The sequence below is a fragment of the Hyphococcus aureus genome (assembly GCF_042643165.1).
Classification (GTDB): Bacteria; Pseudomonadota; Alphaproteobacteria; order Caulobacterales; family Parvularculaceae; genus Hyphococcus; species Hyphococcus aureus.
Genome location: NZ_JBHRSH010000001.1, coordinates 349,947 through 374,762 on the forward strand (window position 1 = coordinate 349,947; position 24,816 = coordinate 374,762).

Below are 24,816 nucleotides of genomic sequence, written 5' to 3' on the forward strand. Positions count from 1 at the left end.
TTTTCAACGCCCGGCCATCGCCTATCCTATATCGTCGGCGCGGCCTCGGCGTGTTCCTTGGCGCGGAGCTTTTCAAGCTTGTTGCGGTAACGGGTCTGCACCGTTGATACGATAACCATAACGAAGATCACGAAGTAGAAGCTCGCCTTGGACATGGCGACGACCTCAAACCCGAACAGATGCATATGGGCGAGATGCCCGCCCTCGGTGATCAAAAGCACCCCCACAATAAACAGAATGAAAAGGCCAATAACCTCAAACATCCTGTTTTGTTTGAGGAACGCCGACACACGATCGGCGAGCACAATCATCATGACGCCGCTGATGATGATCGCGGCGGCGATCACCCAAACCACATGGGTGAGCGCAATCGCCGATAGCAGAGAGTCGAAGGAAAAAATCAAATTCATGAAGACGATCGTGGCGATCGCGACCGGCACCGATTTCGTGTGTTCTTTCTGAAGATTTTCAACATGATCAACAGCGAGGAGATGCATGATCTCCTTAGTCGCTGTCCACATGATGAACCCGCCGCCGAAGATAGAAACGATGGAGTGGAAAGTGAAGGACGCCTCAAAAACGCCGCTGAGATGCGCGCCAAAGAGCGGTTGGGTGAGCGAGTTGATGAGGCCAAGCACCACCACCATTAAAATCAGACGCAGCCCGATCGCCAGACCAATGCCCCACAATCGCACCATTCTCTGGCGGTTTTCGACAACACGGCTCGATTCAATCGAGATATAAAGAAGATTGTCGAACCCCAGCACCGCCTGCAGCAGGATAAGCATCAGCAGGGTGAAAAGATTTTCCAGCGACAATAAGGATTCCATTTCGCGCCCTCCGCTTGCATGGCCTTTCCCGCTAGTGGGCCATGCTTTGCGGGTCGGGATCAAGCATTGGCGGCGGACGCTGGCCTCGCCTGCCGAAAAGCGGCATCATCGCGGGGTGAAGGAGTTTTGCGATGATTAAAATCGCGATCGCCCTTGCAGCCGCGCTGGCGCTGGGGTTCTTGCTGTCGGTTTTCTTAAAGACCCCGCGCGCAGATCGCGACTGGGAGGCGGGCCTGGCGCGCGCGCCAGAATTCGAGCCCGGGAAGGATGCAAGCTGGCGGCTTGATAATTTGCGCGCCTACGAGTTTTCGCCGGCGGGCGTCGCAAAGGAAGATTGGCGCAGCGCCACGCTCGACCCCGCGGACCTAGAAGAAGTCTGGTTTTTTATTGAGCCCTTCCCGGCCTTCAAGGGCGCGGCGCACACGCTGGTCAGCTTTGTCTTCGGCGGCGACACAAACCAGACGATTTCCATTTCCGTCGAGGCGCGCAAGGAAGAAGGCGAGGTCTATTCCGGCTTCAACGGCATGTTCAATAAATTCGAACTGATCTACTCATGGTCGACAGAAAAGGATGTGCTGACGCGGATCGCCGTCGGTCTCGACCACGATCTTTACGCCTACAAATTGAATGTTACGCCGGATCAGGGACGTGAAATTCTCGCGCATTTTATTGAACGCACCAATGCGCTGAAAGACCGCCCGCGCTTTTACAACACCTTGACCTCGAACTGCACCAATGAGCTGGTGAAGTCGATCAATGGCGCGTTTCCCGGCGCCCTGCCCTGGCATTACTCCCATGTGCTGACCGGCTATTCGGCGCAGCGGCTCCATCATCTGGGATTTCTGGGCGATGAGAAAACGCCGTTTGAAGAGGTAAAGGAGCCCGCCCTCGCCTCACCCGCAATTGCCGCCGCCCAAGACGAAAATGATGATGATTTTCCCGGCGCATGGCGAAAATTGATGGCGTCCGGAAAGCGTTAACAGGGCTTTTCACGGCGAAGCGACGGCAGGGAGCGGCGAAACGCATTGCCGTTTCGTCATTTCGATGAACCGTTTTTTTTGAGCGCCGAGATGCGCCGCGCGCATCTTTCAACCGGAAATATCCGAGCCTATCTCCCCGTCATAACAAGAAACGAGGAGAGACCCATGACCCGCGTAATTACCTTACTGACGATTTGCACCGTTCTGGCTGCTGCGGCTTATCCGGCGCTTTATGCTTATGCGTCCCTCGCATAAGCGCCACACATTGCAGCAACCCAAAGAAGGCGCCGCCGGCGACACCCCACCCCCACCCAGCTGTCAGGCGGCGCCTTTACCTACTCTACGAACGAAAGCCTCATAGTCCTCCGGTGTGTCGATCCCCGGCGCGGCGTGAGGTATCAGACCAATAGCGATTTTCCCGCCACGTTCCAGAATGCGCAGCTGTTCAAGTCTTTCGATCTTTTCCAGCGCGCCCTGAGGCGCAGCAGCGAAGTCCATCAGGCTCGCCTTTGAAAAGGCGTAAACGCCGATATGGAGATAATAATCCTGCGGGCGCTCAATCCGGCCCATGGCGTCGCGCGGCCAGACGGCCTGATGACGCGTGAAATAGCGCGCCCAATACGCATCATCACTTATGACGGCGCCGAGGATGGCTTTCACCGCTGAAGGATCTTCGGGCGAGCCCGGCCCGGCGGTCGCATCCGCGGGAAACGGACAGGCAAGCGTTGATGCGAAAGCGCCTGCGGTCTGCTGCAAGGCTATAAGGCGTTCAATATGGTGCGGCTCAATCTCAGGCTCGTCGCCCTGGATGTTGACGATGATGTCCGCATTGATCGCGCTCGCGGCTTCGGCGATACGCGCACTGCCGGTTTCATGGGCCGTGCTGGTCATGACCGCCTTGCCGCCAAAGCCCGTTACCGCATCAAAAATCCGGTTGTCGTCGGTGGCGACAATGACCGACGCCGCCTTTTTCACCTGCAAGGCATTTTCATATACATGCTGGATCAACGGTTTGCCGGTTCGTGTGAGCAAGGGCTTGCCCGGCAGCCGGGTCGAGGCGTAGCGCGCAGGGATGATGATGGCGGCCTTCACGGTTTGCGGAACCTTCGCATCAGATTGGCGAGGATGACAGCGCCGGTCGCGCCTGACAGGGCGCCGAGCCCGTTAGCGATCGCATCCGCAAGCTCGGGAGAGCGCACACCGCCAACCCCCTGCAGCCATTCAAGGAAAACCCCATAGGCGGCAAGCGCCAGCGCCGATCCGCGGCGCTTTGAAAAGACTGTCAGATGCGCCCAGACGGCGGCGGCGCCAAGCGCTGAGTACGCAAGAAAATGCGCCACCTTGTCCGCGAGTTTCGGATCACCAAAAAGCGTCGTCGAAATCCACCGCGTGAAAGCGAAACCAGCTTTAACGTCATCTGGATTGGGCGTCAGCGTCAGATAGGTGACGAGCGCAAACAACAGCCCAAAGAGAATTCGCGGCCATAAATAGGAGATTCGTTTCATGCACCGCTCTTGCGTCGTTGCGGCGCATCGCGTTCGGCAAGACGGCGCTCCCAGTCGATAGCCGTTTCGACGATGAAGTCGATATCGTCATAACGCGGGCGCCAGTCGAGCGCCGTGCGGATGGCGGCATTGTCGGCAATCAGTTGCGGCGGATCGCCGGCGCGGCGCGGCCCCACATCATAAGGCAGATCGGTTCCGGTGACGCGCCGGAACGCCTCGACCACTTCGTAAACGGAATAACCACGCCCATAGCCGCAATTGAGCGTAATGGCCCCGCCCTTTCCGCGCACGCGGGCGAGCGCCGCCATATGCGCCTGCGCCAAATCGCTGACATGAACGAAATCGCGAATGGCGCTGCCATCGGGCGTCGGGTAATCGCCGCCATAGATCTGGAGCTTTTCCTTTCGGACGCCGACCGCGATCTGTGCCGCAGCCTTGATCAGATGCGTCGGTTTGCCGATTTCACCGGCGCGCCCTTGCGGATCGGCGCCCGCCACATTGAAATAGCGCAGGGTGACGAAGGAAATACCATGGGCTGCGGCGGCGTCTTCAAGGATGCGTTCACTCATGGCCATTGAGGCGCCGTAAGGCGTGATGGAGCGGATCGGCGCATCTTCGGAGATCGGCGTTCTTTCCGGCGTTCCATAAACGGATGCTGTCGAAGAAAAGATGAACCGTTTGACGCCCGCCGTGACGCAGGCGTTGATCAGGCGAAGCGTGTTCGCCGTGTTGTTGGTGTAATAGTCGAGCGGGTGACGGATCGACTCCGGCACCAGGATGGACCCGGCGAAATGGATCACCTCCTCAACGCCCTGTTCGGCGAAAATGCGGGCGAGCACAGCTTCGTCGCCGACATCGCCCTCGACAAATTTCGCGCTTTCCGGCGCCAGCCAGCGCGCGCCGGTTGAAAGATTGTCGAGCGCAACTGCGGGCTCTCCGGCGTCTTCCAACGCCAACAGCATATGCGCGCCGATATACCCCGCGCCGCCTGTGACCAGTACGCTCATTGTCTGCCGCTCAGCTTCCGCCTGACCTGTTCCGCCCACTCTGGCTGCGTTTAAGGGCCCGCGCATCCTTGAATTTTAAGGTTGCGCACGATTCTTTATCAGATTTTTTATAGCCTTTTCGCATGCTGGAGTGTACCGGCTAGCATGGAAATCCCTGATAATGGCGCGCATGATCGACCGACTATTGAGGAAATCCGGCTCAAACTGGCCGGAAACCGCAGCCGTCCCTGACGGCAAGCGGATTTACGCTATCGGCGATATTCATGGCCGCGCCGACATGCTGGACGAACTGCTCTACGACATTGAAAAAGACGCCGGCTCTCTCGACGCTGCTCAGCTTATCTTTCTCGGCGATTACGTGGACCGGGGCGATGACAGTCGCGGCGTGATTGAGCGGCTGATCAAACTCCAGACGGAACACGAAGACGCTGTCTTTCTGAAAGGCAATCACGAGGAGCTTTTGCTCGATTTCCTTGAGGAACCGGAAGATCTCGGCCACTGGCTCGATTGGGGCGGCGAAGAAACGCTCGAAAGCTATGGCATCAGCACGGTGGGGCAGCCCAAGCCAACCCTCGCGGAGCAATGGTTCGCCCTCGCCCCGAAAAGCCATTTTGAGTTTCTGAACGCGCTCAAGATTCGCCATGTCGAAGGCGACTTTCTGTTCGTCCATGCGGGGCTGCGCCCAGGCGCGCCGCTCGAAGATCAAACCGATGCGGATATGTTGTGGATCCGGAAGCGCTTCCACAACGCATCCGCCGATGAGCGCCCGGATTATGTGGTCGTCCATGGGCATACGCCCACCAACAAGCCTGTGGATGCGGGATGGCGCATCGGTGTCGACACTGGCGCCGTTTATGGAGGGCTGCTGACGGCTGTCGTCCTCGAAGGAACAACCAGACGTTTTCTCAGCGTGGCTGATTAGCCGTTCGCGGTTTTTGCATCGGGGTTGTCAGCGATCAGGCGCGGGCCGCCCGCCGCCGCAAGAATCGCCCGCAATGTGTGCGCGCCAGCCGGGCCATCGCCGCTGTTGATCGCCTTGCCATATTCGCTTGCGAAATTGAGAGACGTGACAATGTGGGGGGTCGGCGTCACAAAAATGATCTGGGCGCCAAGCATGACCGCCTCACGCCAGCGCTCAAGAATTTCACGCTTGTAGCGGGAGGACGCGATCAGGAAATCCGGCTCCACGGAACGGCATTCGGCTTCGGAAATAATGCGCGGGCCTTTTTCGCCGAGACGTTCTTTTTCCCGCGCTACGGATGTGTCGACCGCAGCGGTGATCGCTTTTCCGGCCGGGCCGGCCCAGCGCAGCAGCGCTTCTGTTTGTGCGTCAGCGCCAAGGATATGCGCGCACTCGCCGCGTCCAGCGATGTCTTCGAGAATTTCTATAAAGTCGCGCCGCACTTCCGCAGCGCGCTGTTCGAAGGATTGATAAGGTTGCAGCGCACGCATGGCGAGGGCGTTTTCCTCGTCCCAGAGCCGCGCCAGACGCTCATACCAGGGATCGAAGTCATATTCTTCAAACTCGGCATGGGTAATGAAAAGGCGGATGGACCCGCCTTCCTTCGCTGTCAGGGAGCCTTTGAAAACTTTCAGTCCCGCTTCGCGCAGGAGCCATTCGAGCACGGACAGGGAGTAAACGGCGGAGACGCCTGCCTGAAGCGTTTCAACGCAGGTGCGCGTCAGGACGATCGGCGCATAAAGGGTTTCGAGCGCAAAAACGCCGTCCGGCGCCAACAGTTCTTTCACGCGCTTCAGAAAAACACGCGGCTCGGCGATATGCTCGATGACGGAAACCGCCGTAACGATATCGAATTTCTTGTCGCCAAAAGCCGCATCGAGATCCTTTGATGGGAAGGGAGATTTTCCGGTCCAGGCCCAGTCGCCAATCTCGTCCAGATGTTCCGACGGATCAACGCCATAACGGTCGACCCAGCGCGGGTAGAAAGACAACAATGTGCCGTCGCTGCAACCGATATCAAGCGCGGCGCAGTCCCGCCCTGAAATCATTTCGAGCGCTTCGGTCGCAACCGCGCGCAGATGATCCCGGGTCGAGGCATGATGGCCCGATGGCGTATAGGTGAAGTCATCTTCCACATTGGCCGACTGCAACAATCCGCAAGCGCGCGCATCGCGAGATGGGTCGCAAAGAACATAGTCGGCGGACGGGTCCGCTTTGCGGCCAAGTCCAATGCGCGAACCGGACGGCATGGAAAAAGCCGGCGTCAGCGCCTTCGATCCGCATGCGCGGCAATGCGTCAAATGTTTCACAGGGTCGGCGCCTTTCGAAAAACGGAGACTTCGTTTCCGGAAAAGCTCGCAGGACTGCGCTAATAAAATGTAAAAGTAGGAAAAAAGTCATTGTAAAGCGGGGGCTTAGACACACCCCGCTTACACAGTTTAACAAAGTCTAAACCAGCGCGGTCCAGATCAGCCAGAGCCCGGTCACAAGCAGTGTCAGCATGGTGAGCACAGTGCCGATCATGCGGCCCATGGGCCACACCCCCATGCCTAGCCCCAACAGATGCGACACACGCGCAAAGAAAAAGACCCCGCCCAGAAGATGAATGCCGACAACAGGCGCATTCAACAGCGCAAGCAGGACCAGACCGCCAATCGCCGCCGGGGCGTATTCAATATAATTGCCTTGCGTCCGGATCGCTTTGGTCATGGCGTCATTGCCGCCGTCGCCGAGATTAATCTTGTGCTTCATGCGAACGGAGCCAACCCTTGCGCTCAGAAAAATCAGCAACAGCGCGTTGAGACCGACCCACAGGGCGGCGGCTTCTAAAGATGTCATGACGTTCCCCTTTTGGTTTTGTTGTTATGCGCTTAGACGTTCGATAAGGCGGCGAATGAACATCGTCCCTTCTTTTACCTGGTCGAGCGTAATGAATTCATCGGGCTGGTGCGCCTGATCGATAGAGCCCGGCCCGCAAATGACGACCGAAAAACCCGCTTCCTGAAACTGGCCCGCCTCCGCCGCATAGGAAACGACATCGGTCGAATTGAGACCGGTGATCGCCTTGGCGAGATCGGCGGCGGGATTGTCCGCATGAGGCGCCAGCGACGGCGCATTGCTGATCTGTTCGATCTCAATCCGGCAGCCAGGCGCCTTGGCGCGCATTTCCGCCTCGATCCCGCGGGCGTAATCGGTGAACTCGGCGATGATGTCCTCGCGGCTGTCGCCGGGCACAACCCGCATATCCCACTGAAACATGGCCTCGCCCGCCATGATGTTAAGCTGCGTGCCGCCGCGCACCACATTGACGGTCATGGTGGAATAAGGCGGATCAAAGGGCGAGGACGGATCAGCAGCGGCTTCGCGGCGTTCGCGCATACCCGAAATCTTGGTGATGAGCTTCGCCGCCGCCTCCACCGCGGACACGCCCCGGTCGGTCTGGCTTGAATGGGTGGTGTAGCCTGTCACCCTGACTGTGAAGGAGGCGATCCCTTTATGGCCGTCGATCACCTTCATATTGGTCGGTTCGCCGACAATCACCGATGAGGGCTTGGGCATGCGCTCGGCAATCTCGGCGATCATGCGCGGGGCCCCGAGCAGGCCAATCTCCTCATCATAGGACAGGGCGAAAATAACCGGGCGCTTCATCCCGGCGGCGAGCATGTCGGGGACCAGCGACAGGGCGATCGCCGAGAAGCTCTTCATGTCAGCGACGCCGCGGCCGTAAAGCTTTCCGTCTTTCTCCGTCACCTGGAAAGGATCGGTGGACCAGTCCTGCCCTTCCACGGGAACCACATCGGTATGGCCGGAAAGAACGACGCCGCCTTCGACCTTCGGCCCGACCAGGGCGTAGAGATTGGCTTTGGTCCCTTCGTCGTCATAGACGCGAAAAGTGTCGACGCCGAAGCCGTGAAGATAGGCCTCCACATCTTCAATGAGCGCGAGATTGGATTTAGAGGAAGTGGTGTCAAAAGCGACCAGCCGGTCGATCCATTCACGTTGGGGGGTGATGTCTGTCATTTGCGCAAATTGCGCGAAGACAGCCCCGAATGGCAAGCGCGATTAGCGCTGCTGCATCACTTTCTTACTGATATTGAAGGGAAATCTGACATTTCGCCTCCTTTGCCGGAGGCTGTCCCGTGGATGCCCCGGCGCAGGGCCGGGGCATCAACAGAAGTCGAGGACGCCTTAGGCGGCCTTCCGGCGGCGCACTGTTTTGCGCTTGGCGGTCGTTTTCTTCGCCGCTTTTTTCGCAGCCGGCTTTTTCTTCACCGTCAGCTTTACTTTTTTCGCCGTCTTGCGCTTGGCAGGAGCTTTGCGCTTTGCAGTCGTTTTCTTGGCTGCTTTTTTCACAGTCTTTTTCTTGGCGGTGGTTTTCTTCGCCGCTTTCTTGGCGGTCGTTTTCTTCTTGGCCGTCACGGCCTTTTTCTTCGCTGCAGGTTTCGCAGCTTTTCTTTTCACAGCTTTTCTCATCAGAAAGCATCCCCTGAAACACTGACCAACTGTCAGCAAGAATCCCCATTATCTTGATACGGGTAAACGAACAATAAAAAAATTTCAGGCGCTCTTGACTCTGATCTCGCTACGGAACGTCCGTATCAGGAATCGAAAACCCCCGTTCGACGATCGAACGGGGGTTCAAGTTGAGTCTCGAAAGTCGACTCTGCTTACTTCACATCGAGAAGTTCAACCTCGAAGATCAATGCTTCATTGGGCCCGATCGGTCCGCCGGGAGTGCCCGCTTCGCCATAAGCAAGCGATGGCGGAATGAAGAAACGGAACTTGTCGCCTTCACTCATCAGCGGCAGCGCTTCGCCAACCCAGGGCTCCATGACGGCGCTCAATGGAAACTCCGCCGGCTGGTTGCTCTCATAGGAAGAGCCCAGCGCCGTGCCGCTGACCAGTTTACTTTCGAAATGAATCTGAACCGTACTGTCTTCCCCGGGGCTTTCGCCGTCATCAGCGCCTTCGGTGAGGATCTCATATTGCAGGCCTGACGGCGTTGTTTTAACGCCTGCCTTCTTGGCGTTTTCAGCGAAAAAGGCGTTCGCCGCTTCGAGATTGCGCGCCGCGTTCTGCACCTTGATCAGCTCGACATCGAAGATCAGCGCCTCATTAGGGCCGATGCCGCCGCCGGGTCCGCCGCGGGCGCCATAGGCAAGCTCGGATGGAATGAAGAAGCGGAATCTATCGCCCTCACTCATCAATTGCAGGCCTTCGATCCAGCCGGGAATAACGCCGTTCAATGGAAATTGCGCCGCGGCACCGCGAGCGCGAGAAGAATCGAACTCCATCCCGTCCATGAGTGTGCCCACATAATGAACAACGACGAGATCAGTGGAAACCGGGGAGAGACCATCGGCTGGTCCTTTCTCAAGCACCATATATTGAAGACCACTGTCGGTGACGTTCACGCCTTCTCGCGCCTTGTTCTCTTCCAGGAAGGCGGCCGATGCAGCGAGATTTTCGGCTGCGAGCTTTTCAAAATCAGCGCGCAGCTCAGTGTCGGTCTTCGCTTCATCGGGGAGGTCAGCGGCCGCGATCTCAGCTTCCGATTCGGAATCAGCCGCCTCGACAGCTTCACTTTCTTCTTTTTTGCCGCAGGCGGCGAGCGCCAGCGCCGCGGCCCCGGCCAGCAGGAAAATCTTACGCAAGGGGAGACTCCTTTATTAACAGGCGTTGATTGCAGCTTGCGCGGGACCCTAGCCTATGGCGCGGGCGGGAGAAAACCGCCACGAAGGCGGAAATCGTCCCCGCTGGTTACTTTCATGTAATTCTGCTCAGGCGCTGAGGCGCTGCATGACGTAAAGGGCGTAAATAGCGGCCCAGGCGAATGCGAGACCATAGGGCGCAAAGCGTTGCAGCCCGAAACGCGCCGCAAGCCGCAATCCCAGCGCCGTCAACCCGAGAGCGAGCGTGAAACGCGCAAGGCGCGCCACATAGCCCACCATGGCGAAAAGGAATGGATTGACGCCGTCAGCGCCTGCCTCCACCGCGTAGATCTTGAAGGGCGCGCCTGTCACGGCGCCGACAGTAAGGTCGATAGGCCAGAACCCTTCTAGCTCTCCCAAAACGCGGAGCAGCAAATCCTCACCGATCAGCGGCACCGAGAGAAGAAAGGCGCGCGCGGCCTCCGGATCGGCGGCGCCCCATATCACCATGGGCAGCGCGCCCACCGCCGCGCCGCAAGCCGCGATCGTCGCGAAGCGGAAAGCGCGGGAAAAACCGAAAACCAGCACCGCCGCCGTTAAAAGAACATCAGGTACGATGAAAAAGAAGGTCGCTTCCGCAAAACCCCATAGCGCGGCGCCCGCGAACCACAATTTCTGGTCCTTTATTCCCATGGCTGAAAATGTCCCTCACTGGCGAGTTCGCCCATACGCGTCTCCAACACGCCCATGAAGCTCTGGGCGTCGCCGGTCCATGAAATCGCCGCGCCGGCGATCACATCGCAGGTAAAGGGAACAAGAATAAGGCTGCCCTTTGGAAGCGCCTTGCCGAGGCCATGCATGAAAACAGGATAGACGGGAACATCGGGACGCGCCTTCGCCAGATAGGCGACGCCGCGTTTGAAATCCGCACGCTGCTCAGGCTCGCCGCGCGAGCCTTCGGGAAAGAGGATGAGAATTTCATTGCGATCGAGCGCGTCTTCGAGATCGGCGAGCGGGTTTTTCCTCACCGCCCCCCGAGCGAGCGGGATGATGTTGATGATGGTCGACGCGAACCAGTTGAGCCATTTATTGGCCAGAAAATAATCCGCCGCCGCTGCGGGCCGCAACAGATGCAGATCTTTGAGCGGAAACAACGCCATCAAGGTCAGCGTATCGAGATGAGAGTTGTGATTGGCGACAACAATCGCCGGTCCTTTCTTAGGCAGGTGCTCTCTCCCGCGCACATTCATACCAAGAATGACGAGCAACACCGGCCGCACGACGATGACGAAGAAAAGAAACTGGAGAAAATTTTTCATGCCGTCATTTCCACACGGCCTAATCGTTCTTCGCGCTTTGCCGTGAATAAAGGCCCTGTATCAAATCCGAAGTCGCCTGACGGGGTTGTCCCTCAGAGTCCTCTTCGCCGGCAGGCAGCCAATCGGCGAGCACCGCCGCGAATTCGGGAGACCCGGTATAAAACTTCAGAACGGCCTTGGCGCGATTGGTGGAAAACATCTCCGGCACTGGCGCCATATATGACTGCCATGATTTCTCGTCTAAATTCCCCGACTTGTACTGATGCCAAGCGAACTCTCTTATTCTGATCGCCTTAACGAGCAGCCATACGAACCGGCGTTCTTCTTCCAACGTCAGCTTGACATCGTCCCGAACGAGATGAGGGTCCACAGAGAAGGTCATAAAGTCGGAGAATAATCCGAGATCTGATTCGAGCAGGCCTTGCCGCGAGCTGGTCAATATCGCGTCCGTGTTTTGCCGGACCTGACGGGCGACATAGAAGAGAGACGCAACGATGATCACGATCCCTACGATGTCGGCAATGGTCGAAATTGCTTCCCAGTTTACCGTCATACCCTAATGTTCCCCTGGATTGCCTGAACGCGAATAGCTGACTTTATCGATAGATTGCACCACGGTCGCCGACAAAAACTCCTCATCACACCCGCCCGCTGAAGACGAAAAAGTGCATAGCGTGGTAAAATACCGGCGCGGCGTAGGTGAGGCTGTCGACGCGATCCAAAATCCCGCCATGACCCGGAATGAGCCCGCCGGAATCCTTCACGCCAAGGTCACGCTTGAACGCTGAAATGGTGATGTCGCCGAGGAAGCCTGCAATGGCGATGATGCCGCCGGCGACCGCGGCGTAATAAAACGGCATGGACGTCAGGAACGGTCCCGCAACAGCGGCGGCGATGATGGTCGAGGACAGCCCGCCGATAAAACCTTCCCAGGTTTTCTTGGGGCTCACCTTCGGGACGATCTTGTGTTTGCCAAAAAGCTTGCCCCAGGTGAACTGCGCCACGTCATTGAATTGCGTCAGCGCCACGAGGAAGAGGAGCAACCCCGCCCCGCCCGCAGGACCTGCAAGCGCCTTGTCGGTTGAGAGCAGCATCGCCGTGTGGCTCAGCGCAAAGACAGTGATCATGAGCCCCCACGAGATGGTCCCGACGGCGCGCAGAAATCCTTCCGTTTTTCCGGCGAGCGTCATCGCCATGGGGATGAACAGGAACGTCCAGACCGGGATGAAGGTCAGAAAGTGACCATATTCATTCCGGTGCGCGAAATAGAATTGAAACGGAATCGTCCAATAGGCGAACAGAAGAATGAGCCGATCGACCCGCCGCGTGGGGATCAGCGAAAGATATTCCTTGAACGCCAGAAACGTCACGAAGGCGAGGAAAACCGTCGAGACGATCCGGTTGGTGACGATGGCGATGGCGAAAATGGTGATCATGAACCACCACGACGTCACCCGGCGGGAAAGCTCGGCCGTTCCTTCGCCCGGCCGCGTCCGCTTCATCACCGCAACAGCGATACTGGCGATCACCAGCAGGCCATAGATGACCGCAATGGCGTAGAAAACATTATCCGGAAGGGCGTCAGGAATTCGCATTTTGAACCTCTTTCAACGCCAGTCTTGAGCGATTCACAATCGTGGCGGCGCTCAAAGCGCAGGCGAATGCAATCAGCACCGTCGACCAGCGGCCCGGATCGAAAATGATGAGCAGAATCGCAAGCGCGCCAAAAAAGAAGGCGCGATCCGACTTGCCAAACGGGCCGTCATAGCGCCGCGACGCGCCGATCTGGACGCCGATGACGCCGGTCATTTCCGCAATGACGCCCAACAACACCGCGACGACAACCAGCGGCGCCGGCAAGCCGGGGATGAAGGCGAAAGGCAAATAAAGCGCCGCATCGGAAATGACGTCCGTCAGTTCATTGAGGATCGCGCCGAGTTTCGACGCCTGCCCGAACTCGCGCGCCAGCATGCCGTCAATCGCGTTCAGCGCCATACGAATGAAGAGAATGATGGGCAGGAGAATGAGCACCCACTTCGCGCCGGGATTCATTATATGCGCCGCGCCATGGGCCAGCGAAAGTCCGCTGGCGATCAGTGTCACCTGATTGGCGGTGACGCCCGCATCGGCCAGCCGCATGCAGAACGGTCTGAGCAGAGCCTGAAATTTAGGTTTAAGGTCGTAGATGGTGGGCAAGAGATCTCTCCCGATCTATCGATGACAGCATAGGCAGATTTGCCCAGCATGCGCGAGCGGGTCCGTATTGACCGTTAAGACGAATGTTGAAATTCTAAGGTGCTGGCTTGGAGGATCGTATGACCAGCACATTGACGCCTTCCCATCAAAACATTCTCGACAACATTCAAGCGAAGATCAGAGCGGATGACCGGTTCCTCGGCCTCCTCGCCGGCGGCTCACTTATTCATGGCGGGGTCGACGAATTTTCCGATCTCGATCTCGTCCTTGTCGTCGCTGACGCCGCCTATGACGCCCTCATGGCGCAACGGCTCGACATTGCCGAGCAGTTCGGCGATCTGCTTGCGGCTTTCACCGGCGAACATGTGGGGGAGCCGCGGCTGCTGATCTGTCTTTATGGACCCGACACTATCCATGTGGATCTGAAATTTATCGTCCCGGGCGCGCTGTCTCAACTGATCGAACATCCGCTCGTTCTTTTCGATCGCGACGGATCGGTGGAGGCGCTGCTCGGCAAGGCTTCAGTGCGCTGGCCAGACCAGAATATCGACTGGTTCGAGGAACGCTTCTGGATCTGGGTTCACTATGGAGCGACGAAACTTGGCCGCGGCGAGCTCTTCGAAGCCATAGGCATGCTCGCCTTCATTCGCGATCAGGTCCTGGGACCCTTGTGTTACATGCGCGAAAACCAGCCCCAGCGCGGCATACGCCGGATCGAACAGAAATTCCCGAGTGATGCATTACGCCTGAAAGCAACGCTCGCCGCCCATGACCGAAATAGCGTCAAGGATGCGCTTCAATCAGCGATGACGTTATACGAAGAACTGACGGCGGATCAGCTTCCGCCCGACACGGCTCTGCGCAAACAGGTGCGGACATATGTGCAAAACGTTTAGCGGCTGTAGTCACTCCCTACTCGCTTAAACGTCTCCCCATAGTTTCCTCGCAACCCGCTCATATAGCGATTGACGTTCAAGCGCGGCGTCAAGCCGGTCCAGCGCGGCGACAACATTTCGCGCCTCATGGTTCAATTCGATCGACGCATCTTCGAGCGCTTGCCAGAGGGGAGATAAAGTGTCGACGAGCCTTTTTCCTTTCGCCGTCAGATGCAAAATGCGCTGACGGCCGTCGGACTTATCGGCTGTCGCAACGATGATGTTCGCCGCCTCAAGCGAGCGGCGCGTTTCGCTGACCGAGGCGTGCGTGATCCTCAAGGCCTGGGCCAGCTCTTTCACCGTCATCGGCCCGTTAACGACAAGCTCATTAAGGACGCCAAACCAGCGCTGCTCGAACTGCACGCCCTGTTCTTTGTAAAGGCTCTTCGCGTCTCGATCGATCAGCTCCGACAAGCGCCGCAGCCGCTTACCGATCGCCGTTTTATCGCTAAATCCTCTCGTTTCAGCCATTTCTAATTGACTCCTTTCTGCAAATTACGTAGGCGCCTACGTAATTTTTTGCAAGCAAAACCATCATAAGGGAAACCGCCATGCGCCAGACCAGACGAACCCTTCTTCAATCTGCCGGGGGATTGCTGTTTTCCGGCGCCATCGCGGCCTGCTCGCCAAGCAACCGCAGCGCCGATGTGGTCGCCTCCGCAAGGCGGCTCATGATCAATGGCAATATGGTCATCGCCTTCGATGGCGAAGGAAGCATGAGCGAGGGTCTTAAAAATAAAATCCGGGAATCGGGCCTCTGCGCGATCAAAATCTCCATGGGCGGCAGCGGCGGGAGCTATGCTGAAACGCTTGAAGAACTCGCCGCCTATGATGCGGCGATCGCGGACAATGCAGATATCTTTCAATCTATCGCCTCGGTCGCCGACATTGATGAAGCCCACACATCACGGCGGCTTGGGATCATCAAATCCTTCGAAGCCGCCACCATGCATGACGGGCAACCGGCGCGCATCGCAGAATTCGCCGCCCAGGGCGTCAGGGTCATGCAGCTCGGCTACAACACCACCAGCCCATTCGGCGCGGGCGTCATGTCGGTCGATGGACCGCTCGGCCTGAGTGACCTTGGCCGTGAAGCGGTTTCGGTGATGCAGGAAAACGGTGTGCTGCTAGATCTCAGTCACGCCCATGAGCAAACCATGTTCGACGCCATCAAGGCCTCAACGCGGCCGGTCGCCGTCACTCATTCAGGTTGCGCAGGCGTTTATCAACATCAGCGCAACAAGTCGGATGAAGCATTGAAAAGCGTCGCGGATACGGGCGGCGTCGTTGGCATATATGAGTTGAGCTATTTGACGCCTGACAACGAACCAACGCCGCTGAGCGCCTATGTCGCGCATCTCAGCCATGCGCTGAAAATCTGTGGCGAGGATCATGTGGGGATCGGCAGCGACGCGGTGCTGCCGGCCTTTGACGTCAGCCCGGAAAGCATTGCGCAATGGGATGCGGTCAACGCCGCGCGAAAGGAAGCCGGGATCGCCGCGCCCGGCGAGGGGCCCATGCCCTTTGTGGTCGGGCTCAACGGACCGCAGCGTATGTATGTCATCGCCGATGAACTGAAAAAACTCGGCTATGCTGAAAGCGCCGTCGACAAGGTCTTGGGGCTGAACTTCAAACGCGTGTTCCGCGACGCGTGGCAGTCCTAATTCAACCCGTACTCGCTCACGTTCCGTAATTCAGCCGCCCCGATCAGCTTCTTGCCGGCGAGGCGCACCGAGTGGATCGGGCCTTCGAGTTCGCGAGTCCAGAAATCAAGAAAGCGCGACAGCACCGGATATTTCGGGGCGATGTCGTAATCCTGCCAGAGATAGGACTGAAGAAGACCCGGATGGTCGGGAAGGTGGTAAAGAATCTCCGCCGTGGCGAGGCGATAGCCCTCAAGCTGTCTCTTGAAAGAATGGTCCGCACGCATAGCTGTCTCCTTCCAAAACGCAACGGGAAATGCGATCACGAATTATCGCCGCAAAACCTCATCAACCGGCAAGCTTGACAGGACCGATTAAATCAAAATTCTTCATTATTTTTCAATATGTTAGCAGCCATTCGCGCAGACTGCTGACAGCCTCGGGCGAAAAATCGCCCTCCCCCGCATTTTTTCTCTTTACAGGGGGGCGCATCATTCCTATTTGGCGAGTTCGTCATTCCCATGGGACCACTCGCAAGAATGGCGCTTTGGTTGTAGCTGCCTTTGCGAGGTTCCATGAGATGGACAAACACACATCTGCGCTTGCGCTGGTCGTAGCTGACCGTCCGGACTTACCCGTTCATTGCATCCGTCCTCACGCCGCCAAAAAAGCGGCGGACTGGTTCGTACGCCGTTTTCCAGGCGACGTGCTCTATGCGGTGAAGGCGAACCCCCACCCGGCCATTCTCGATGCGGTTTACGCAGCGGGCGTCCGCTGGTTCGATGTCGCCTCCCTGCCCGAGATCGAGCTTGTCGCGAACCGGTTCGAGGACGCGACGCTCGCCTTCATGCATCCGGTGAAAGCCCGTTCGGCGATCCGCCGCGCCTATTTCGATTATGGCGTCCGAATCTTCGTGCTCGACAGCCGCGAAGAGCTTGCGAAAATCGTCGAGGAAACCGGCGGCGCGAAAGACCTGCACCTTGTCGTGCGTCTCGCCGTCTCTTCCGACTACGCCGCGCACAAGCTCGGCGGCAAGTTCGGTGCGACCGGCACAGAAGCCGTATCGCTCCTGCGCGAGACCCGCGCGGCCGCAGACGAGCTGGGCGTTTCTTTCCATGTAGGCTCGCAATGCATGCGCCCGGAAGCCTGGCGCGTCGCCATGGGCCATGTGAGCGACGTTATTCGCGAAGCGGGCGTCACCGTCGATATCGTCGATGTGGGCGGCGGTTTTCCGGTCGCTTATCCGGGCCTGACACCGCCGCCGCTGGAAGACTACATGCGCGAGATCGAGGCCTGTTTCGAAGACATGCCGGTTCTTGAAAACGCTGATTTGTGGTGCGAGCCCGGCCGCGCGCTCTGCGCAGAAGCCGGCAGCCATGTGGTGCGCGTTGAGCTTCGCAAAGGCGATTGCCTGTATCTCAATGACGGCGCGTATGGCGCTTTGTTTGACGCGGCCCATGGCGGCCTTGTCTATCCGGTGAAGATGCTCCGCGAAAAAAACTCGCCGCGCCGCCCGTTGCGTCCCTTCAAGCTGTACGGACCGACCTGCGATTCCATCGACGCCATGGAAGGCCCGTTCATGCTGCCGGCTGATGTCAGCGAAGGCGATTATATCGAATTCGGCATGACCGGCGCCTATGGCTCGGCGCTCGCCACCAAATTCAACGGCTTTGGCGAATATATCGAAGCCCATGTCAAAGACGCGCCGATGATGAGCGTCTTTGAAACCGAAAAACCGAAGCGCCGCTCTGCGAAAGTGATCGCAATCGGCGAGTTCTAAAGTTTCAGCCAAAAGCTGGAAATGGCGGCGCTGATCGCTTAGATCAGCGCCGTCGCATTTTTTACGGCCCTCCGCGCATGACGTTCTCACGAACAAATGCGGCCCGGATCCGGTTTCCCACCCGGCCCATGGAATCCATTCAAGGCCGGACAACCGAAAGGACCGACTTTCATGACCACCCAACCGCAAGACAATCGCAAAGCCGAATTGCTCGCAACACCCGTTGAGCATATCGACATTACCGAATTCGATGCACGCCCGATTATCGACGCCTGGGGCAAGATGAGCTTCACCAGCCGCGACGCCGCCCGCGCCGCGCAAATCCTCAACATGGCGATCGAAGATGAAAATTGTTCGCCCTGGCTCATCATGGCGGGCTCTACCGGCGCCGGCGGGTGCCTGCATGTCTGGCGCGACATGGTCGAATACAACATGATCGACGCCGTGGTCGCCACGGGCGCCTGCATCATCGACATGGATTTCCTCGAAGCGCTCGGCTTCAAACATTATCAGGCGAATGAAGTCCCTGACGACAACACGCTGCGCTCGCTTTATATCGACCGCATCTACGACACCTATATTGACGAGGAAGAGCTGCAAAACGTCGATCACACGATCTACGCCATCTGTGAACAGCTTGAGCCCCGGCCCTACACGTCGCGCGAATTCATTTATGAAATCGGCAAATGGCTCGCCGCCGGCAACGCCAAGAAAAAAGATTCGCTGATCCAGCGCGCCTTTGAGAAAGACGTGCCGATCTTCGTGCCGGCTTTTTCAGACTGTTCCGCAGGCTTTGGCATCGTCAAGCACCAGGTCGAACGCCGCAAGGCGGGCAAGCCTTTCCTGACGATCGATAGCGCCGGCGACTTCCGCGAACTGACCGAGATCAAACTTGCGGCAGGCACCACCGGCCTGTTCATGGTCGGCGGCGGCGTGCCGAAAAACTTTGCGCAGGACACTGTCGTCTGCGCTGAAATTCTCGGCCATGACGATGTGGAAGTGCACAAATACGCCGTGCAGATCACCGTCGCCGATGTTCGCGACGGCGCTTGCTCATCCTCAACGCTGCAAGAGGCGGCGAGCTGGGGCAAAGTCTCGACCGTACATGAACAAATGGTGTTCGCCGAAGCGACTTCCGTCGCGCCGCTGATCGTTTCCGACGCCTATCACCGCGGGGGCTGGAAAAAGCGCGAACCCCGCCGCTGGGCGAAGCTTTTCGAAAACGCATAAACGTCTTCAGCCTTTTTTCATCCACCTTACCAATATTGCGCCGCCGCACCTGAAAAATGCGGCGGCGCCTTGCTTTCTGGGAAAAATTGCAACGAGCCGGTTAACCAGATGTTTTCCGCGAGCGGTGAAAATGCGCCCCAGATGGGGCGAACAAGCCGCATTCTTGAGGGCGGAAATTTTATGTCACTGGCGGCGCGTCGCATCAGCACGGCACTCAGCAAGAATACGCGCAAGCGCATCACAGAGCTGAAGGCTTATCCCACCATTGAGACATGGATGAATCCTGTCACGCGCGGACTTGCGAGACGGCTCGCCAATCATGAATGGGAAAAGTGTCTTTCCGAAATCGACTTTGAATACCGCATGAATGACGTCGAAATCGCCGGGCGGCCCTGCGTCACATATGAAACCGCCGGTGACCGGCGCGACGATCTGTTTCTCTTTTACGTTCACGGCGGCGCTTTTGTCAGCGGCTCACCGCGCGTCAACGCCTCCATGATCCTGCCGGCCGTGCGCAACACCGGCGCCCAGTGCCTTGGCGCTTCCTACTCCTTATTGCCCGACGGGCGTTTTCCGACGCCTCTTGAAGAAGTTGATCGCGTCTACAAGGCGGCGCTGAAGGAACATCAAGGCAAACGCATCGTCGCGTTTGGCGACTCCATTGGCGGCGGCATCCTGCTGGCGAGCCTCATGCGCTGGCGTGACGAAGGCGTCCAACTGCCTGATCGCGTAGTGCTTGCGTCTCCTGCCGTGGACGGCGTCGGCGCCAGCGACACCCACCGCACCATTGACGGGCACGACCCGCATCTGAGGACACATCAGGGCCGCAGCGTCCAGAAATTATTTCAATATTACGCGCCGGGCGAAGATCTGCATAATCCGCTGATCTCGCCAATCTATGGATATTTCTCCGGCCTGCCGCCCATGCTGATCCATGTGGGTTCGCGAGAAGTCCTTCTCGGCGACGCCGCGCGTCTCGCCGAAGCCGCCCGCCGCGCCGGAATCAACAGCACCCTCCGGGTCTTTGACGGGATGTTCCATCTGTTTCACATGCACTGGTCGCTATCTGAAGCCAAAACAGCCCATGAGGATATTGCGGAATTCATCCGCAGCGTGTGACCCTCGCACTTTTCCACAATCCACCCGGATGATATGCTCCGCCCAGGATAACCTGGCGAAAGCGTATTAATCATGTCTGTGAGCGAACCAGCCGAGACGCAAATGCAAGGCGCCGTCTTGCGCGCGCCCTCAGCTGTTGTCGGCCTGGATGACATTCGCAACCTGAAATCAGTGCAGCGCTGCGCCGAAGCGCAAATCGGCGGCCTTGCCTGGCCAACCATCGCGCTTTCGACTTCGGGCATTGCGGCCTTCGCGTTGATCATCAGCCTGACCATCGCCGGCGTTTTGCCGGTCTGGATCGCGGCCATCTTGAACCTGCCGGTTTATTTTGTGCTTTATACCGGGCTTCATGAGACCTCCCACCGCAATTATCACGGCCGGAACAAATCCATGCGCTGGATCAATCACGTCTTTGGCCTGATGATCGGGTGGATCATGTTCTACCCTTACTCCATGCATGATTACATTCATCTCACGCACCACGCGAACACCAACGACCTTAAAAAAGACCCCGACGCCTGGATGCACGGCGACAGTTTCATGGCTGTCTTCGCCAGAGCCGCAACCCTGCCCTGGCGCTACTGGAACTTCACTATCGGCAACAAGTTGAAAGAACCGGGAGGCGTAAAATTTCTCGCCAAGATATTATTGCAAGGCGCACCAACATTGATTGGCGTTGCTGTGCTCATCTCGTTGGGACTGTGGCAAGTCGCGCTGATCGCCTGGTTCGGATCGCTCGTCATTGCCGTAGGTATTCTCGGCGTTTGTTTCGACTGGATCGTGCATCACCCGCATAAGGACAAATCCCTGCTCGGCGGCACACGCGTCTTCGCGGCGCGCAAAGGCTGGAAGCGTTACGCCCTTAAGGCTGCGTTGCTGGGGCAGAATTACCATCTGATCCACCACATCAATCCGCGCACGCCGTTTTACCGTTATGACCGGGTGTTTGAGCGCAGCGAGGATTTTCTGCGCGCCCAGGGCGTCAACATAATTGACGTGTCCTGAACTCAGGCGCCCCGGGGCTTGCCGGCGCTTTTCAGAGCGATGATGCGGTAAAGCGTGCAGGCGATGACATAAACAATTTCAACATCAAAGAACCTGTTCAGGACGAACTTCTCCCAGAATAAGCCGCCTGTATTTAACAGCGTCGCGAGGTGATAAATCACCAGCACCCCATGCATGAAACATAGCGGCGCCGGAAACCAGCGCCCGCGCGACATGCGGAAAAACAACGCCGCCGTGATCGCGTCGATGACGATATAGCTCACTGTCAGCGCGGCGCCGTCGAGCACCAGCCACATTTGCAGAGCAGCGACCCAGTTGATGAAAATAATCCGCGCGGCGGCGGTGATGTGTTCCGAACGGGAATGAAGGGCGGCCATCAGCATCACGCCGATGGCCGCGGCGTAGAGGCTAATAGTTATCCAAGCCCAAGAATTGATCGAACAGCCCCCAACGGTTCAAACTTTGGAAGTCCGCCGCCAGCCGCCTGAAACAGGTCAGCGCCGGCTTCCATCGCTTTTGCGTTCATGGCGTCATGCGCATTTGTGGTGACCTCCGCGAGATTAACCAGCGCGGTCTGAATAGATGCAAAAGCTTCTGCCCCTTCTGATGCATGAAGCTTGCCATCAAGGCCCTTGGCGGCGACGGCGCCAGCGGCGAGCGTCGCGGCCAGGCCCGCAATTTGCTTCTCAAATCGCAGCAACACTAACTGTTCTTTTCGGAGATCTGTCATCTCTTATCCTCATAAGTAAAAAATGTGGTACGCATTACACAAATACAACCATAACGCGAATACAGGTGAAATCTAGATAAAAATACAACCTAAGAGAGAAAGTTAACTTGAGTATAGATGAAGACAATTACGCCGCGCGGATCGGGCTGATGATGTGGCGGGTGGCGAAAAGGCGGGCCGAAGAGATCAAACTCTATGGGCTGGCGCCGGATCAGGCGGCCCTTAGCGGCGCAGAAGCGAGCGGCGCTGAACATACAGCTCCGCCGCCAGCTCGGCGCCGCGATCAAGAGCAGAGGGCGCTGGAACGCCCCCTGTCTCTTTCAGAATTTCTTCGAGAACTGGCCGAAGAGCTTGCGCGAGACGAGCCGGGCCCTGACGGGTCGTCAGACGGCTCAACGCCGCATAAGTATTGACAGCGGCCTCTGACGCCACCGCCAGCATGTCAGGCGAAACCGGCGTATTTTCTTCCGCACGCAGATGGTTAATCACAACCGCCAGCGCCAGGCGCAAGCGGTCCTGATCCAGTTGCGGTTCATTAGCCGCCGCGTTGATGTTTACGACTTCTGCACCGCCAGCCGCTCCTTCCGGAGCGTCGTCGCTGTAAAGCATATCGAGCGTCACTGCGCCGCCTGTCGCCTCGACAATCCGGCGCGCAAGCATCGGCCTTGGCGCCTGCACGCGCGAAACGATCCGGTAGAGCGTCTGACGCGACACGCCCACCCGCGCGGCGAAATCCTGAAACCCCTCCTCCACCTCGCGGAGATATTGCTTCAACGGATGCATGATCATACCCCTACGCGACTTTTGCGCGGGAAAAATCTGTCACGAGACTCGCAACATTAGGTAAAGAATTGCTGCGCCGCGAAAGACCCTCTATGACCGGCGAACCCGGCCGTGTGGCGCCGTACAGAAAGCATCATAACCGCCATGAGCGCGCTTCTTTTGACCTTGAACGGCGTTCGCCTTCAGATTGGCGCAACCGCCCTTTTTGAAAACGCGTCGCTTAACGTAGGCGAACGTGCGCGCATCGCGCTGGTCGGACGCAACGGGTCGGGCAAATCAACGCTGATGAAGATCGCTGCGGGGCTGATCGAGCCGGACACGGGCGACCGCTTTGTCCATCCGGGCGTCACCTTGCGCTACCTTCCGCAGGAGCCGGACGCATCAGGATATGCAACAATAGGCGATTATGCGCGCGCCGGGCTTGATGAAACCGGCAAGGGGCACGAGGCGGAGACGCTGCTCCAAGAGCTGGGACTGAACCCCGCCGCCGCGCCGGAAAAACTGTCGGGCGGCGAGCTGCGCCGCGCCGCGATCGTCCAGGCGCTCGCCGCCGAACCGGACGTGCTTTTTCTCGATGAACCGACCAACCATCTCGACCTGCCGGCCATCGCCTGGCTGGAAGAGAAATTACGCAGCCTCCCATGCGCCATGGTCATTATCAGCCACGACCGGCGGTTTCTCGAGACCGTCACCAATGACACGGTCTGGATCGACCGCGGCGAGACCCGGCGCGCCGGATGCGGCTTTCGAGAATTCGAAGCATGGCGCGATAAATTCCTCGAAGAAGAAGAGGTCGCGCTGCACAAGCTCGGGCGCAAAATCGCCGCCGAAGAACACTGGATGCGCTACGGCGTCACGGCGCGCCGCAAACGCAATATGCGCCGGGTCGGTGAGCTTCAGTCCATGCGTACGAACTTGCGTGAAGCGAAAAGAGTTCAGGGCGGACCCGCTTTTTCGGTGCAGACAGGCGGCGCCTCGGGCAAGCGCGCCATTGTCGCCGACCATGTTTCGAAATCTTTCGGGGGACGAAAGATTGTCGACGATTTTTCCGTTGAGATCGCCCGCGGCGACCGTATCGGCCTTGTCGGGCCCAACGGCGCCGGCAAGACAACGCTGATCAATCTTCTCATCGGGGCGCTGGAACCCGATGAAGGCTCGATCAAACTGGGAACCAATCTTGAAATCGTCTCGTTGGACCAGCGCCGGGCGCGGCTGCGCCCCGATATGCGCGTCGCCGACGCCGTTAATGACGGAACCGGAGACTGGGTCATGATCAATGGCGAAAAGCGCCATGTGGCGACCTATCTCAAAGACTTTCTTTTCGGTCCGGAACAATGGCGCCAGCCCGTGGAAGCGCTTTCAGGCGGCGAGCGCGGACGGCTGGCGCTGGCCGCAGCGCTCGCAAAGCCGTCAAACCTTCTCGTTCTCGACGAGCCCACCAACGATCTCGATCTTGAAACGCTGGAGATGCTGGAGGAGCAACTTTCGGCCTATGACGGAACCCTGCTCCTTATCTCTCACGACCGGGCGTTTCTCGACAATCTCGTGACGAGCGTCATCGCCACAGACCCTGACAAGCCGGGCCGATGGCTGCGTTACGCCGGCGGTTATGACGACATGGTCGCGCAGCGGGGAAGCGCGCCGGGATTGGAAGGCGCCGCGCCGAAACAAAAACAGAAATCGTCAGCCCCCGTTGCAAAGCCCAAACCGGCGGCGAAAACAAAACTCTCCTACAAGGAGCAATACGCCCTTGAAAAACTGCCGGGTGAAATCGATAAGCTGCAAGCGGAGATCGCGACGCTGAAAACCAAACTCGACGATCCGAACCTGTTTGCGCGTGATGCGGCGCTGTTCGACAAGACGGCGAAAACCCTCGCCGCCGCCGAAGCAAGCCTCGCCGCCAAAGAAGAGGAATGGCTGATGCTGGAGATGAAACGGGAGGAATTGGAAGGGTGACAAGCGATCTTTCAAATGCGAGCGTAACGGTCAACCGCGTTGAAGTCATCGACCACCGCAAGGCCGCCGGCGACAAAAACCGTCATGTCATCGTGCCGTTATCCGACGCGATGTGCGATGTTGATTTCTCTATTCAAGATGACGGCAAAACGCTGAAAGTCTTCATCAAAGACGCCTGATCCGCG

General features: G+C 58.1%; 29 protein-coding genes. 10 read left to right on the forward strand and 19 right to left on the reverse strand.

Going from position 1 to position 24,816, the window contains the following annotated elements:
• Positions 1-26: 26 nt before the first annotated feature.
• Positions 27-830: a TerC family protein gene (locus ACFOOP_RS01560; RefSeq protein ID WP_379879040.1), complete on the reverse strand. Its 804-nt coding sequence runs from the start codon at positions 828-830 to the stop codon at positions 27-29.
• A gap of 131 nt (positions 831-961) precedes the next feature.
• On the opposite strand from ACFOOP_RS01560, the gene ACFOOP_RS01565 reads away from it, so the two are divergent.
• Positions 962-1,810 carry an Lnb N-terminal periplasmic domain-containing protein gene (locus ACFOOP_RS01565; protein WP_379879042.1) on the forward strand — a complete coding sequence of 283 codons (849 nt, stop codon included), beginning with the start codon at positions 962-964 and terminating at the stop codon, positions 1,808-1,810.
• A 318-nt stretch (positions 1,811-2,128) separates the two neighbouring features.
• Here ACFOOP_RS01565 and kdsB read toward each other — a convergent pair whose 3' ends face one another.
• Genes kdsB through galE form a run of 3 tightly spaced genes read right to left on the reverse strand, consistent with a single transcriptional unit; the run spans position 2,129 to position 4,322 of the window.
• On the reverse strand, positions 2,129-2,902 hold the full coding sequence (gene kdsB / locus ACFOOP_RS01570; protein ID WP_379879044.1) for a 3-deoxy-manno-octulosonate cytidylyltransferase: 774 nt from the start codon (positions 2,900-2,902) through the stop codon (positions 2,129-2,131).
• A complete protein-coding gene (locus ACFOOP_RS01575; RefSeq protein WP_379879046.1) occupies positions 2,899-3,315 on the reverse strand; it encodes a VanZ family protein in 417 nt (138 codons plus the stop codon). Before ACFOOP_RS01575 ends, kdsB begins: the two co-directional genes overlap by 4 nt.
• The gene (gene galE / locus ACFOOP_RS01580) at positions 3,312-4,322 is read right to left on the reverse strand and encodes a UDP-glucose 4-epimerase GalE (protein WP_379879048.1); all 1,011 of its coding nucleotides are present in this window, start codon (positions 4,320-4,322) and stop codon (positions 3,312-3,314) included. The genes ACFOOP_RS01575 and galE overlap by 4 nt, the downstream gene beginning before the upstream one ends.
• A gap of 160 nt (positions 4,323-4,482) precedes the next feature.
• Between galE and ACFOOP_RS01585 the strand changes: the two genes are divergently transcribed.
• The gene (locus ACFOOP_RS01585; RefSeq protein ID WP_379879050.1) at positions 4,483-5,244 is read left to right on the forward strand and encodes a metallophosphoesterase family protein; all 762 of its coding nucleotides are present in this window, start codon (positions 4,483-4,485) and stop codon (positions 5,242-5,244) included.
• On the opposite strand, the gene ACFOOP_RS01590 is transcribed toward ACFOOP_RS01585, so the two are convergent.
• The 10 genes from ACFOOP_RS01590 to ACFOOP_RS01635 all read right to left on the reverse strand — a co-directional run bounded on the left by ACFOOP_RS01590 (position 5,241) and on the right by ACFOOP_RS01635 (position 13,450).
• Entirely contained in the window at positions 5,241-6,593 is a 1,353-nt protein-coding gene (locus ACFOOP_RS01590; RefSeq protein WP_379879052.1) for a class I SAM-dependent methyltransferase, read from the reverse strand. The genes ACFOOP_RS01585 and ACFOOP_RS01590 overlap by 4 nt on opposite strands.
• 139 nt (positions 6,594-6,732) lie before the next feature.
• Positions 6,733-7,122 carry an MAPEG family protein gene (locus ACFOOP_RS01595; protein WP_379879054.1) on the reverse strand — a complete coding sequence of 130 codons (390 nt, stop codon included), beginning with the start codon at positions 7,120-7,122 and terminating at the stop codon, positions 6,733-6,735.
• A gap of 24 nt (positions 7,123-7,146) precedes the next feature.
• A complete protein-coding gene (argE, locus tag ACFOOP_RS01600; protein ID WP_379879056.1) occupies positions 7,147-8,304 on the reverse strand; it encodes an acetylornithine deacetylase in 1,158 nt (385 codons plus the stop codon).
• Between the two features lie 64 nt (positions 8,305-8,368).
• The gene (locus tag ACFOOP_RS01605; RefSeq protein WP_379879058.1) at positions 8,369-8,806 is read right to left on the reverse strand and encodes a hypothetical protein; all 438 of its coding nucleotides are present in this window, start codon (positions 8,804-8,806) and stop codon (positions 8,369-8,371) included.
• 145 nt (positions 8,807-8,951) lie between these two features.
• Positions 8,952-9,938: an FKBP-type peptidyl-prolyl cis-trans isomerase gene (locus tag ACFOOP_RS01610; protein ID WP_379879060.1), complete on the reverse strand. Its 987-nt coding sequence runs from the start codon at positions 9,936-9,938 to the stop codon at positions 8,952-8,954.
• Between the two features lie 126 nt (positions 9,939-10,064).
• Entirely contained in the window at positions 10,065-10,628 is a 564-nt protein-coding gene (locus tag ACFOOP_RS01615) for a hypothetical protein (RefSeq protein WP_379879062.1), read from the reverse strand.
• Positions 10,619-11,254, reverse strand: a complete 636-nt coding sequence (locus ACFOOP_RS01620; RefSeq protein WP_379879064.1) for a lysophospholipid acyltransferase family protein — start codon at positions 11,252-11,254, stop codon at positions 10,619-10,621. The genes ACFOOP_RS01615 and ACFOOP_RS01620 overlap by 10 nt, the downstream gene beginning before the upstream one ends.
• 19 nt (positions 11,255-11,273) lie before the next feature.
• Positions 11,274-11,807 (reverse strand): hypothetical protein, encoded by a 534-nt coding sequence (locus ACFOOP_RS01625; RefSeq protein WP_379879066.1) that lies wholly within the window; start codon positions 11,805-11,807, stop codon positions 11,274-11,276.
• An 85-nt stretch (positions 11,808-11,892) separates the two neighbouring features.
• On the reverse strand, positions 11,893-12,849 hold the full coding sequence (locus ACFOOP_RS01630; RefSeq protein ID WP_379879068.1) for a phosphatidate cytidylyltransferase: 957 nt from the start codon (positions 12,847-12,849) through the stop codon (positions 11,893-11,895).
• Complete coding sequence (locus tag ACFOOP_RS01635) at positions 12,836-13,450, reverse strand: CDP-alcohol phosphatidyltransferase family protein (RefSeq protein WP_379879070.1); 615 nt, start codon at positions 13,448-13,450, stop codon at positions 12,836-12,838. Before ACFOOP_RS01635 ends, ACFOOP_RS01630 begins: the two co-directional genes overlap by 14 nt.
• A 119-nt stretch (positions 13,451-13,569) precedes the next feature.
• On the opposite strand from ACFOOP_RS01635, the gene ACFOOP_RS01640 reads away from it, so the two are divergent.
• Positions 13,570-14,346 carry an aminoglycoside 6-adenylyltransferase gene (locus tag ACFOOP_RS01640; protein WP_379879072.1) on the forward strand — a complete coding sequence of 259 codons (777 nt, stop codon included), beginning with the start codon at positions 13,570-13,572 and terminating at the stop codon, positions 14,344-14,346.
• 24 nt (positions 14,347-14,370) lie between these two features.
• On the opposite strand, the gene ACFOOP_RS01645 is transcribed toward ACFOOP_RS01640, so the two are convergent.
• Positions 14,371-14,856 carry a MarR family winged helix-turn-helix transcriptional regulator gene (locus tag ACFOOP_RS01645; RefSeq protein ID WP_379879074.1) on the reverse strand — a complete coding sequence of 162 codons (486 nt, stop codon included), beginning with the start codon at positions 14,854-14,856 and terminating at the stop codon, positions 14,371-14,373.
• An 80-nt stretch (positions 14,857-14,936) separates the two neighbouring features.
• On the opposite strand from ACFOOP_RS01645, the gene ACFOOP_RS01650 reads away from it, so the two are divergent.
• Positions 14,937-16,049 carry a dipeptidase gene (locus ACFOOP_RS01650; protein ID WP_379879076.1) on the forward strand — a complete coding sequence of 371 codons (1,113 nt, stop codon included), beginning with the start codon at positions 14,937-14,939 and terminating at the stop codon, positions 16,047-16,049.
• On the opposite strand, the gene ACFOOP_RS01655 is transcribed toward ACFOOP_RS01650, so the two are convergent.
• Positions 16,046-16,315, reverse strand: a complete 270-nt coding sequence (locus tag ACFOOP_RS01655; protein WP_379879078.1) for an usg protein — start codon at positions 16,313-16,315, stop codon at positions 16,046-16,048. The genes ACFOOP_RS01650 and ACFOOP_RS01655 overlap by 4 nt on opposite strands.
• A gap of 293 nt (positions 16,316-16,608) precedes the next feature.
• On the opposite strand from ACFOOP_RS01655, the gene ACFOOP_RS01660 reads away from it, so the two are divergent.
• The 4 genes from ACFOOP_RS01660 to ACFOOP_RS01675 all read left to right on the forward strand — a co-directional run bounded on the left by ACFOOP_RS01660 (position 16,609) and on the right by ACFOOP_RS01675 (position 21,162).
• Positions 16,609-17,808, forward strand: coding sequence for a type III PLP-dependent enzyme (locus ACFOOP_RS01660; protein WP_379879080.1), 1,200 nt, complete (start codon positions 16,609-16,611; stop codon positions 17,806-17,808).
• 171 nt (positions 17,809-17,979) lie between these two features.
• Complete coding sequence (locus ACFOOP_RS01665) at positions 17,980-19,038, forward strand: 1,9-bis(guanidino)-5-aza-nonane synthase (RefSeq protein ID WP_379879082.1); 1,059 nt, start codon at positions 17,980-17,982, stop codon at positions 19,036-19,038.
• Positions 19,039-19,218: 180 nt separating this feature from the next.
• Entirely contained in the window at positions 19,219-20,157 is a 939-nt protein-coding gene (locus ACFOOP_RS01670; protein ID WP_379879084.1) for an alpha/beta hydrolase fold domain-containing protein, read from the forward strand.
• Between the two features lie 72 nt (positions 20,158-20,229).
• On the forward strand, positions 20,230-21,162 hold the full coding sequence (locus tag ACFOOP_RS01675; protein WP_379879086.1) for a fatty acid desaturase: 933 nt from the start codon (positions 20,230-20,232) through the stop codon (positions 21,160-21,162).
• Between the two features lie 2 nt (positions 21,163-21,164).
• Here the strand turns inward: ACFOOP_RS01675 and ACFOOP_RS01680 are convergent, their stop codons facing one another.
• From ACFOOP_RS01680 to ACFOOP_RS01690, 3 genes are all read right to left on the reverse strand, one after another.
• The gene (locus ACFOOP_RS01680) at positions 21,165-21,539 is read right to left on the reverse strand and encodes a hypothetical protein (RefSeq protein WP_379879088.1); all 375 of its coding nucleotides are present in this window, start codon (positions 21,537-21,539) and stop codon (positions 21,165-21,167) included.
• Positions 21,540-21,577: 38 nt separating this feature from the next.
• On the reverse strand, positions 21,578-21,892 hold the full coding sequence (locus tag ACFOOP_RS01685; protein ID WP_379879090.1) for a hypothetical protein: 315 nt from the start codon (positions 21,890-21,892) through the stop codon (positions 21,578-21,580).
• A 222-nt stretch (positions 21,893-22,114) separates the two neighbouring features.
• Entirely contained in the window at positions 22,115-22,675 is a 561-nt protein-coding gene (locus tag ACFOOP_RS01690; RefSeq protein ID WP_379879092.1) for a helix-turn-helix domain-containing protein, read from the reverse strand.
• A gap of 144 nt (positions 22,676-22,819) precedes the next feature.
• Here ACFOOP_RS01690 and ACFOOP_RS01695 point away from each other — a divergent pair, with 144 nt between their 5' ends.
• Together ACFOOP_RS01695 and ACFOOP_RS01700 are read left to right on the forward strand one after the other, a co-directional pair.
• The gene (locus tag ACFOOP_RS01695; protein WP_379879094.1) at positions 22,820-24,631 is read left to right on the forward strand and encodes an ABC-F family ATP-binding cassette domain-containing protein; all 1,812 of its coding nucleotides are present in this window, start codon (positions 22,820-22,822) and stop codon (positions 24,629-24,631) included.
• Positions 24,628-24,810, forward strand: coding sequence for a hypothetical protein (locus ACFOOP_RS01700; protein WP_379879096.1), 183 nt, complete (start codon positions 24,628-24,630; stop codon positions 24,808-24,810). The genes ACFOOP_RS01695 and ACFOOP_RS01700 overlap by 4 nt, the downstream gene beginning before the upstream one ends.
• Positions 24,811-24,816 lie beyond the last annotated feature (6 nt).

Excerpts from the sequence above, each read along its gene's own strand:
- ACFOOP_RS01630 (WP_379879068.1), bottom strand. The coding sequence starts at position 12,849 with ATGCGAATTCCTGACGCCCTTCCGGATAATGTTTTCTACGCCATTGCG.
- ACFOOP_RS01695 (WP_379879094.1), top strand. The coding sequence starts at position 22,820 with ATGAGCGCGCTTCTTTTGACCTTGAACGGCGTTCGCCTTCAGATTGGC.
- ACFOOP_RS01650 (WP_379879076.1), top strand. The coding sequence starts at position 14,937 with ATGCGCCAGACCAGACGAACCCTTCTTCAATCTGCCGGGGGATTGCTG.
- ACFOOP_RS01565 (WP_379879042.1), top strand. The coding sequence starts at position 962 with ATGATTAAAATCGCGATCGCCCTTGCAGCCGCGCTGGCGCTGGGGTTC.
- argE (WP_379879056.1), bottom strand. The coding sequence starts at position 8,304 with ATGACAGACATCACCCCCCAACGTGAATGGATCGACCGGCTGGTCGCT.
- ACFOOP_RS01645 (WP_379879074.1), bottom strand. The coding sequence starts at position 14,856 with ATGGCTGAAACGAGAGGATTTAGCGATAAAACGGCGATCGGTAAGCGG.
- ACFOOP_RS01595 (WP_379879054.1), bottom strand. The coding sequence starts at position 7,122 with ATGACATCTTTAGAAGCCGCCGCCCTGTGGGTCGGTCTCAACGCGCTG.
- ACFOOP_RS01560 (WP_379879040.1), bottom strand. The coding sequence starts at position 830 with ATGGAATCCTTATTGTCGCTGGAAAATCTTTTCACCCTGCTGATGCTT.
- ACFOOP_RS01605 (WP_379879058.1), bottom strand. The coding sequence starts at position 8,806 with ATGGGGATTCTTGCTGACAGTTGGTCAGTGTTTCAGGGGATGCTTTCT.
- ACFOOP_RS01660 (WP_379879080.1), top strand. The coding sequence starts at position 16,609 with ATGGACAAACACACATCTGCGCTTGCGCTGGTCGTAGCTGACCGTCCG.
- ACFOOP_RS01575 (WP_379879046.1), bottom strand. The coding sequence starts at position 3,315 with ATGAAACGAATCTCCTATTTATGGCCGCGAATTCTCTTTGGGCTGTTG.
- ACFOOP_RS01685 (WP_379879090.1), bottom strand. The coding sequence starts at position 21,892 with ATGACAGATCTCCGAAAAGAACAGTTAGTGTTGCTGCGATTTGAGAAG.
- ACFOOP_RS01675 (WP_379879086.1), top strand. The coding sequence starts at position 20,230 with ATGTCTGTGAGCGAACCAGCCGAGACGCAAATGCAAGGCGCCGTCTTG.
- ACFOOP_RS01680 (WP_379879088.1), bottom strand. The coding sequence starts at position 21,539 with ATGGCCGCCCTTCATTCCCGTTCGGAACACATCACCGCCGCCGCGCGG.
- galE (WP_379879048.1), bottom strand. The coding sequence starts at position 4,322 with ATGAGCGTACTGGTCACAGGCGGCGCGGGGTATATCGGCGCGCATATG.
- ACFOOP_RS01615 (WP_379879062.1), bottom strand. The coding sequence starts at position 10,628 with ATGGGAATAAAGGACCAGAAATTGTGGTTCGCGGGCGCCGCGCTATGG.
- ACFOOP_RS01655 (WP_379879078.1), bottom strand. The coding sequence starts at position 16,315 with ATGCGTGCGGACCATTCTTTCAAGAGACAGCTTGAGGGCTATCGCCTC.
- ACFOOP_RS01640 (WP_379879072.1), top strand. The coding sequence starts at position 13,570 with ATGACCAGCACATTGACGCCTTCCCATCAAAACATTCTCGACAACATT.
- ACFOOP_RS01585 (WP_379879050.1), top strand. The coding sequence starts at position 4,483 with ATGGCGCGCATGATCGACCGACTATTGAGGAAATCCGGCTCAAACTGG.
- ACFOOP_RS01670 (WP_379879084.1), top strand. The coding sequence starts at position 19,219 with ATGTCACTGGCGGCGCGTCGCATCAGCACGGCACTCAGCAAGAATACG.
- ACFOOP_RS01690 (WP_379879092.1), bottom strand. The coding sequence starts at position 22,675 with ATGCATCCGTTGAAGCAATATCTCCGCGAGGTGGAGGAGGGGTTTCAG.
- ACFOOP_RS01620 (WP_379879064.1), bottom strand. The coding sequence starts at position 11,254 with ATGAAAAATTTTCTCCAGTTTCTTTTCTTCGTCATCGTCGTGCGGCCG.
- ACFOOP_RS01625 (WP_379879066.1), bottom strand. The coding sequence starts at position 11,807 with ATGACGGTAAACTGGGAAGCAATTTCGACCATTGCCGACATCGTAGGG.
- ACFOOP_RS01665 (WP_379879082.1), top strand. The coding sequence starts at position 17,980 with ATGACCACCCAACCGCAAGACAATCGCAAAGCCGAATTGCTCGCAACA.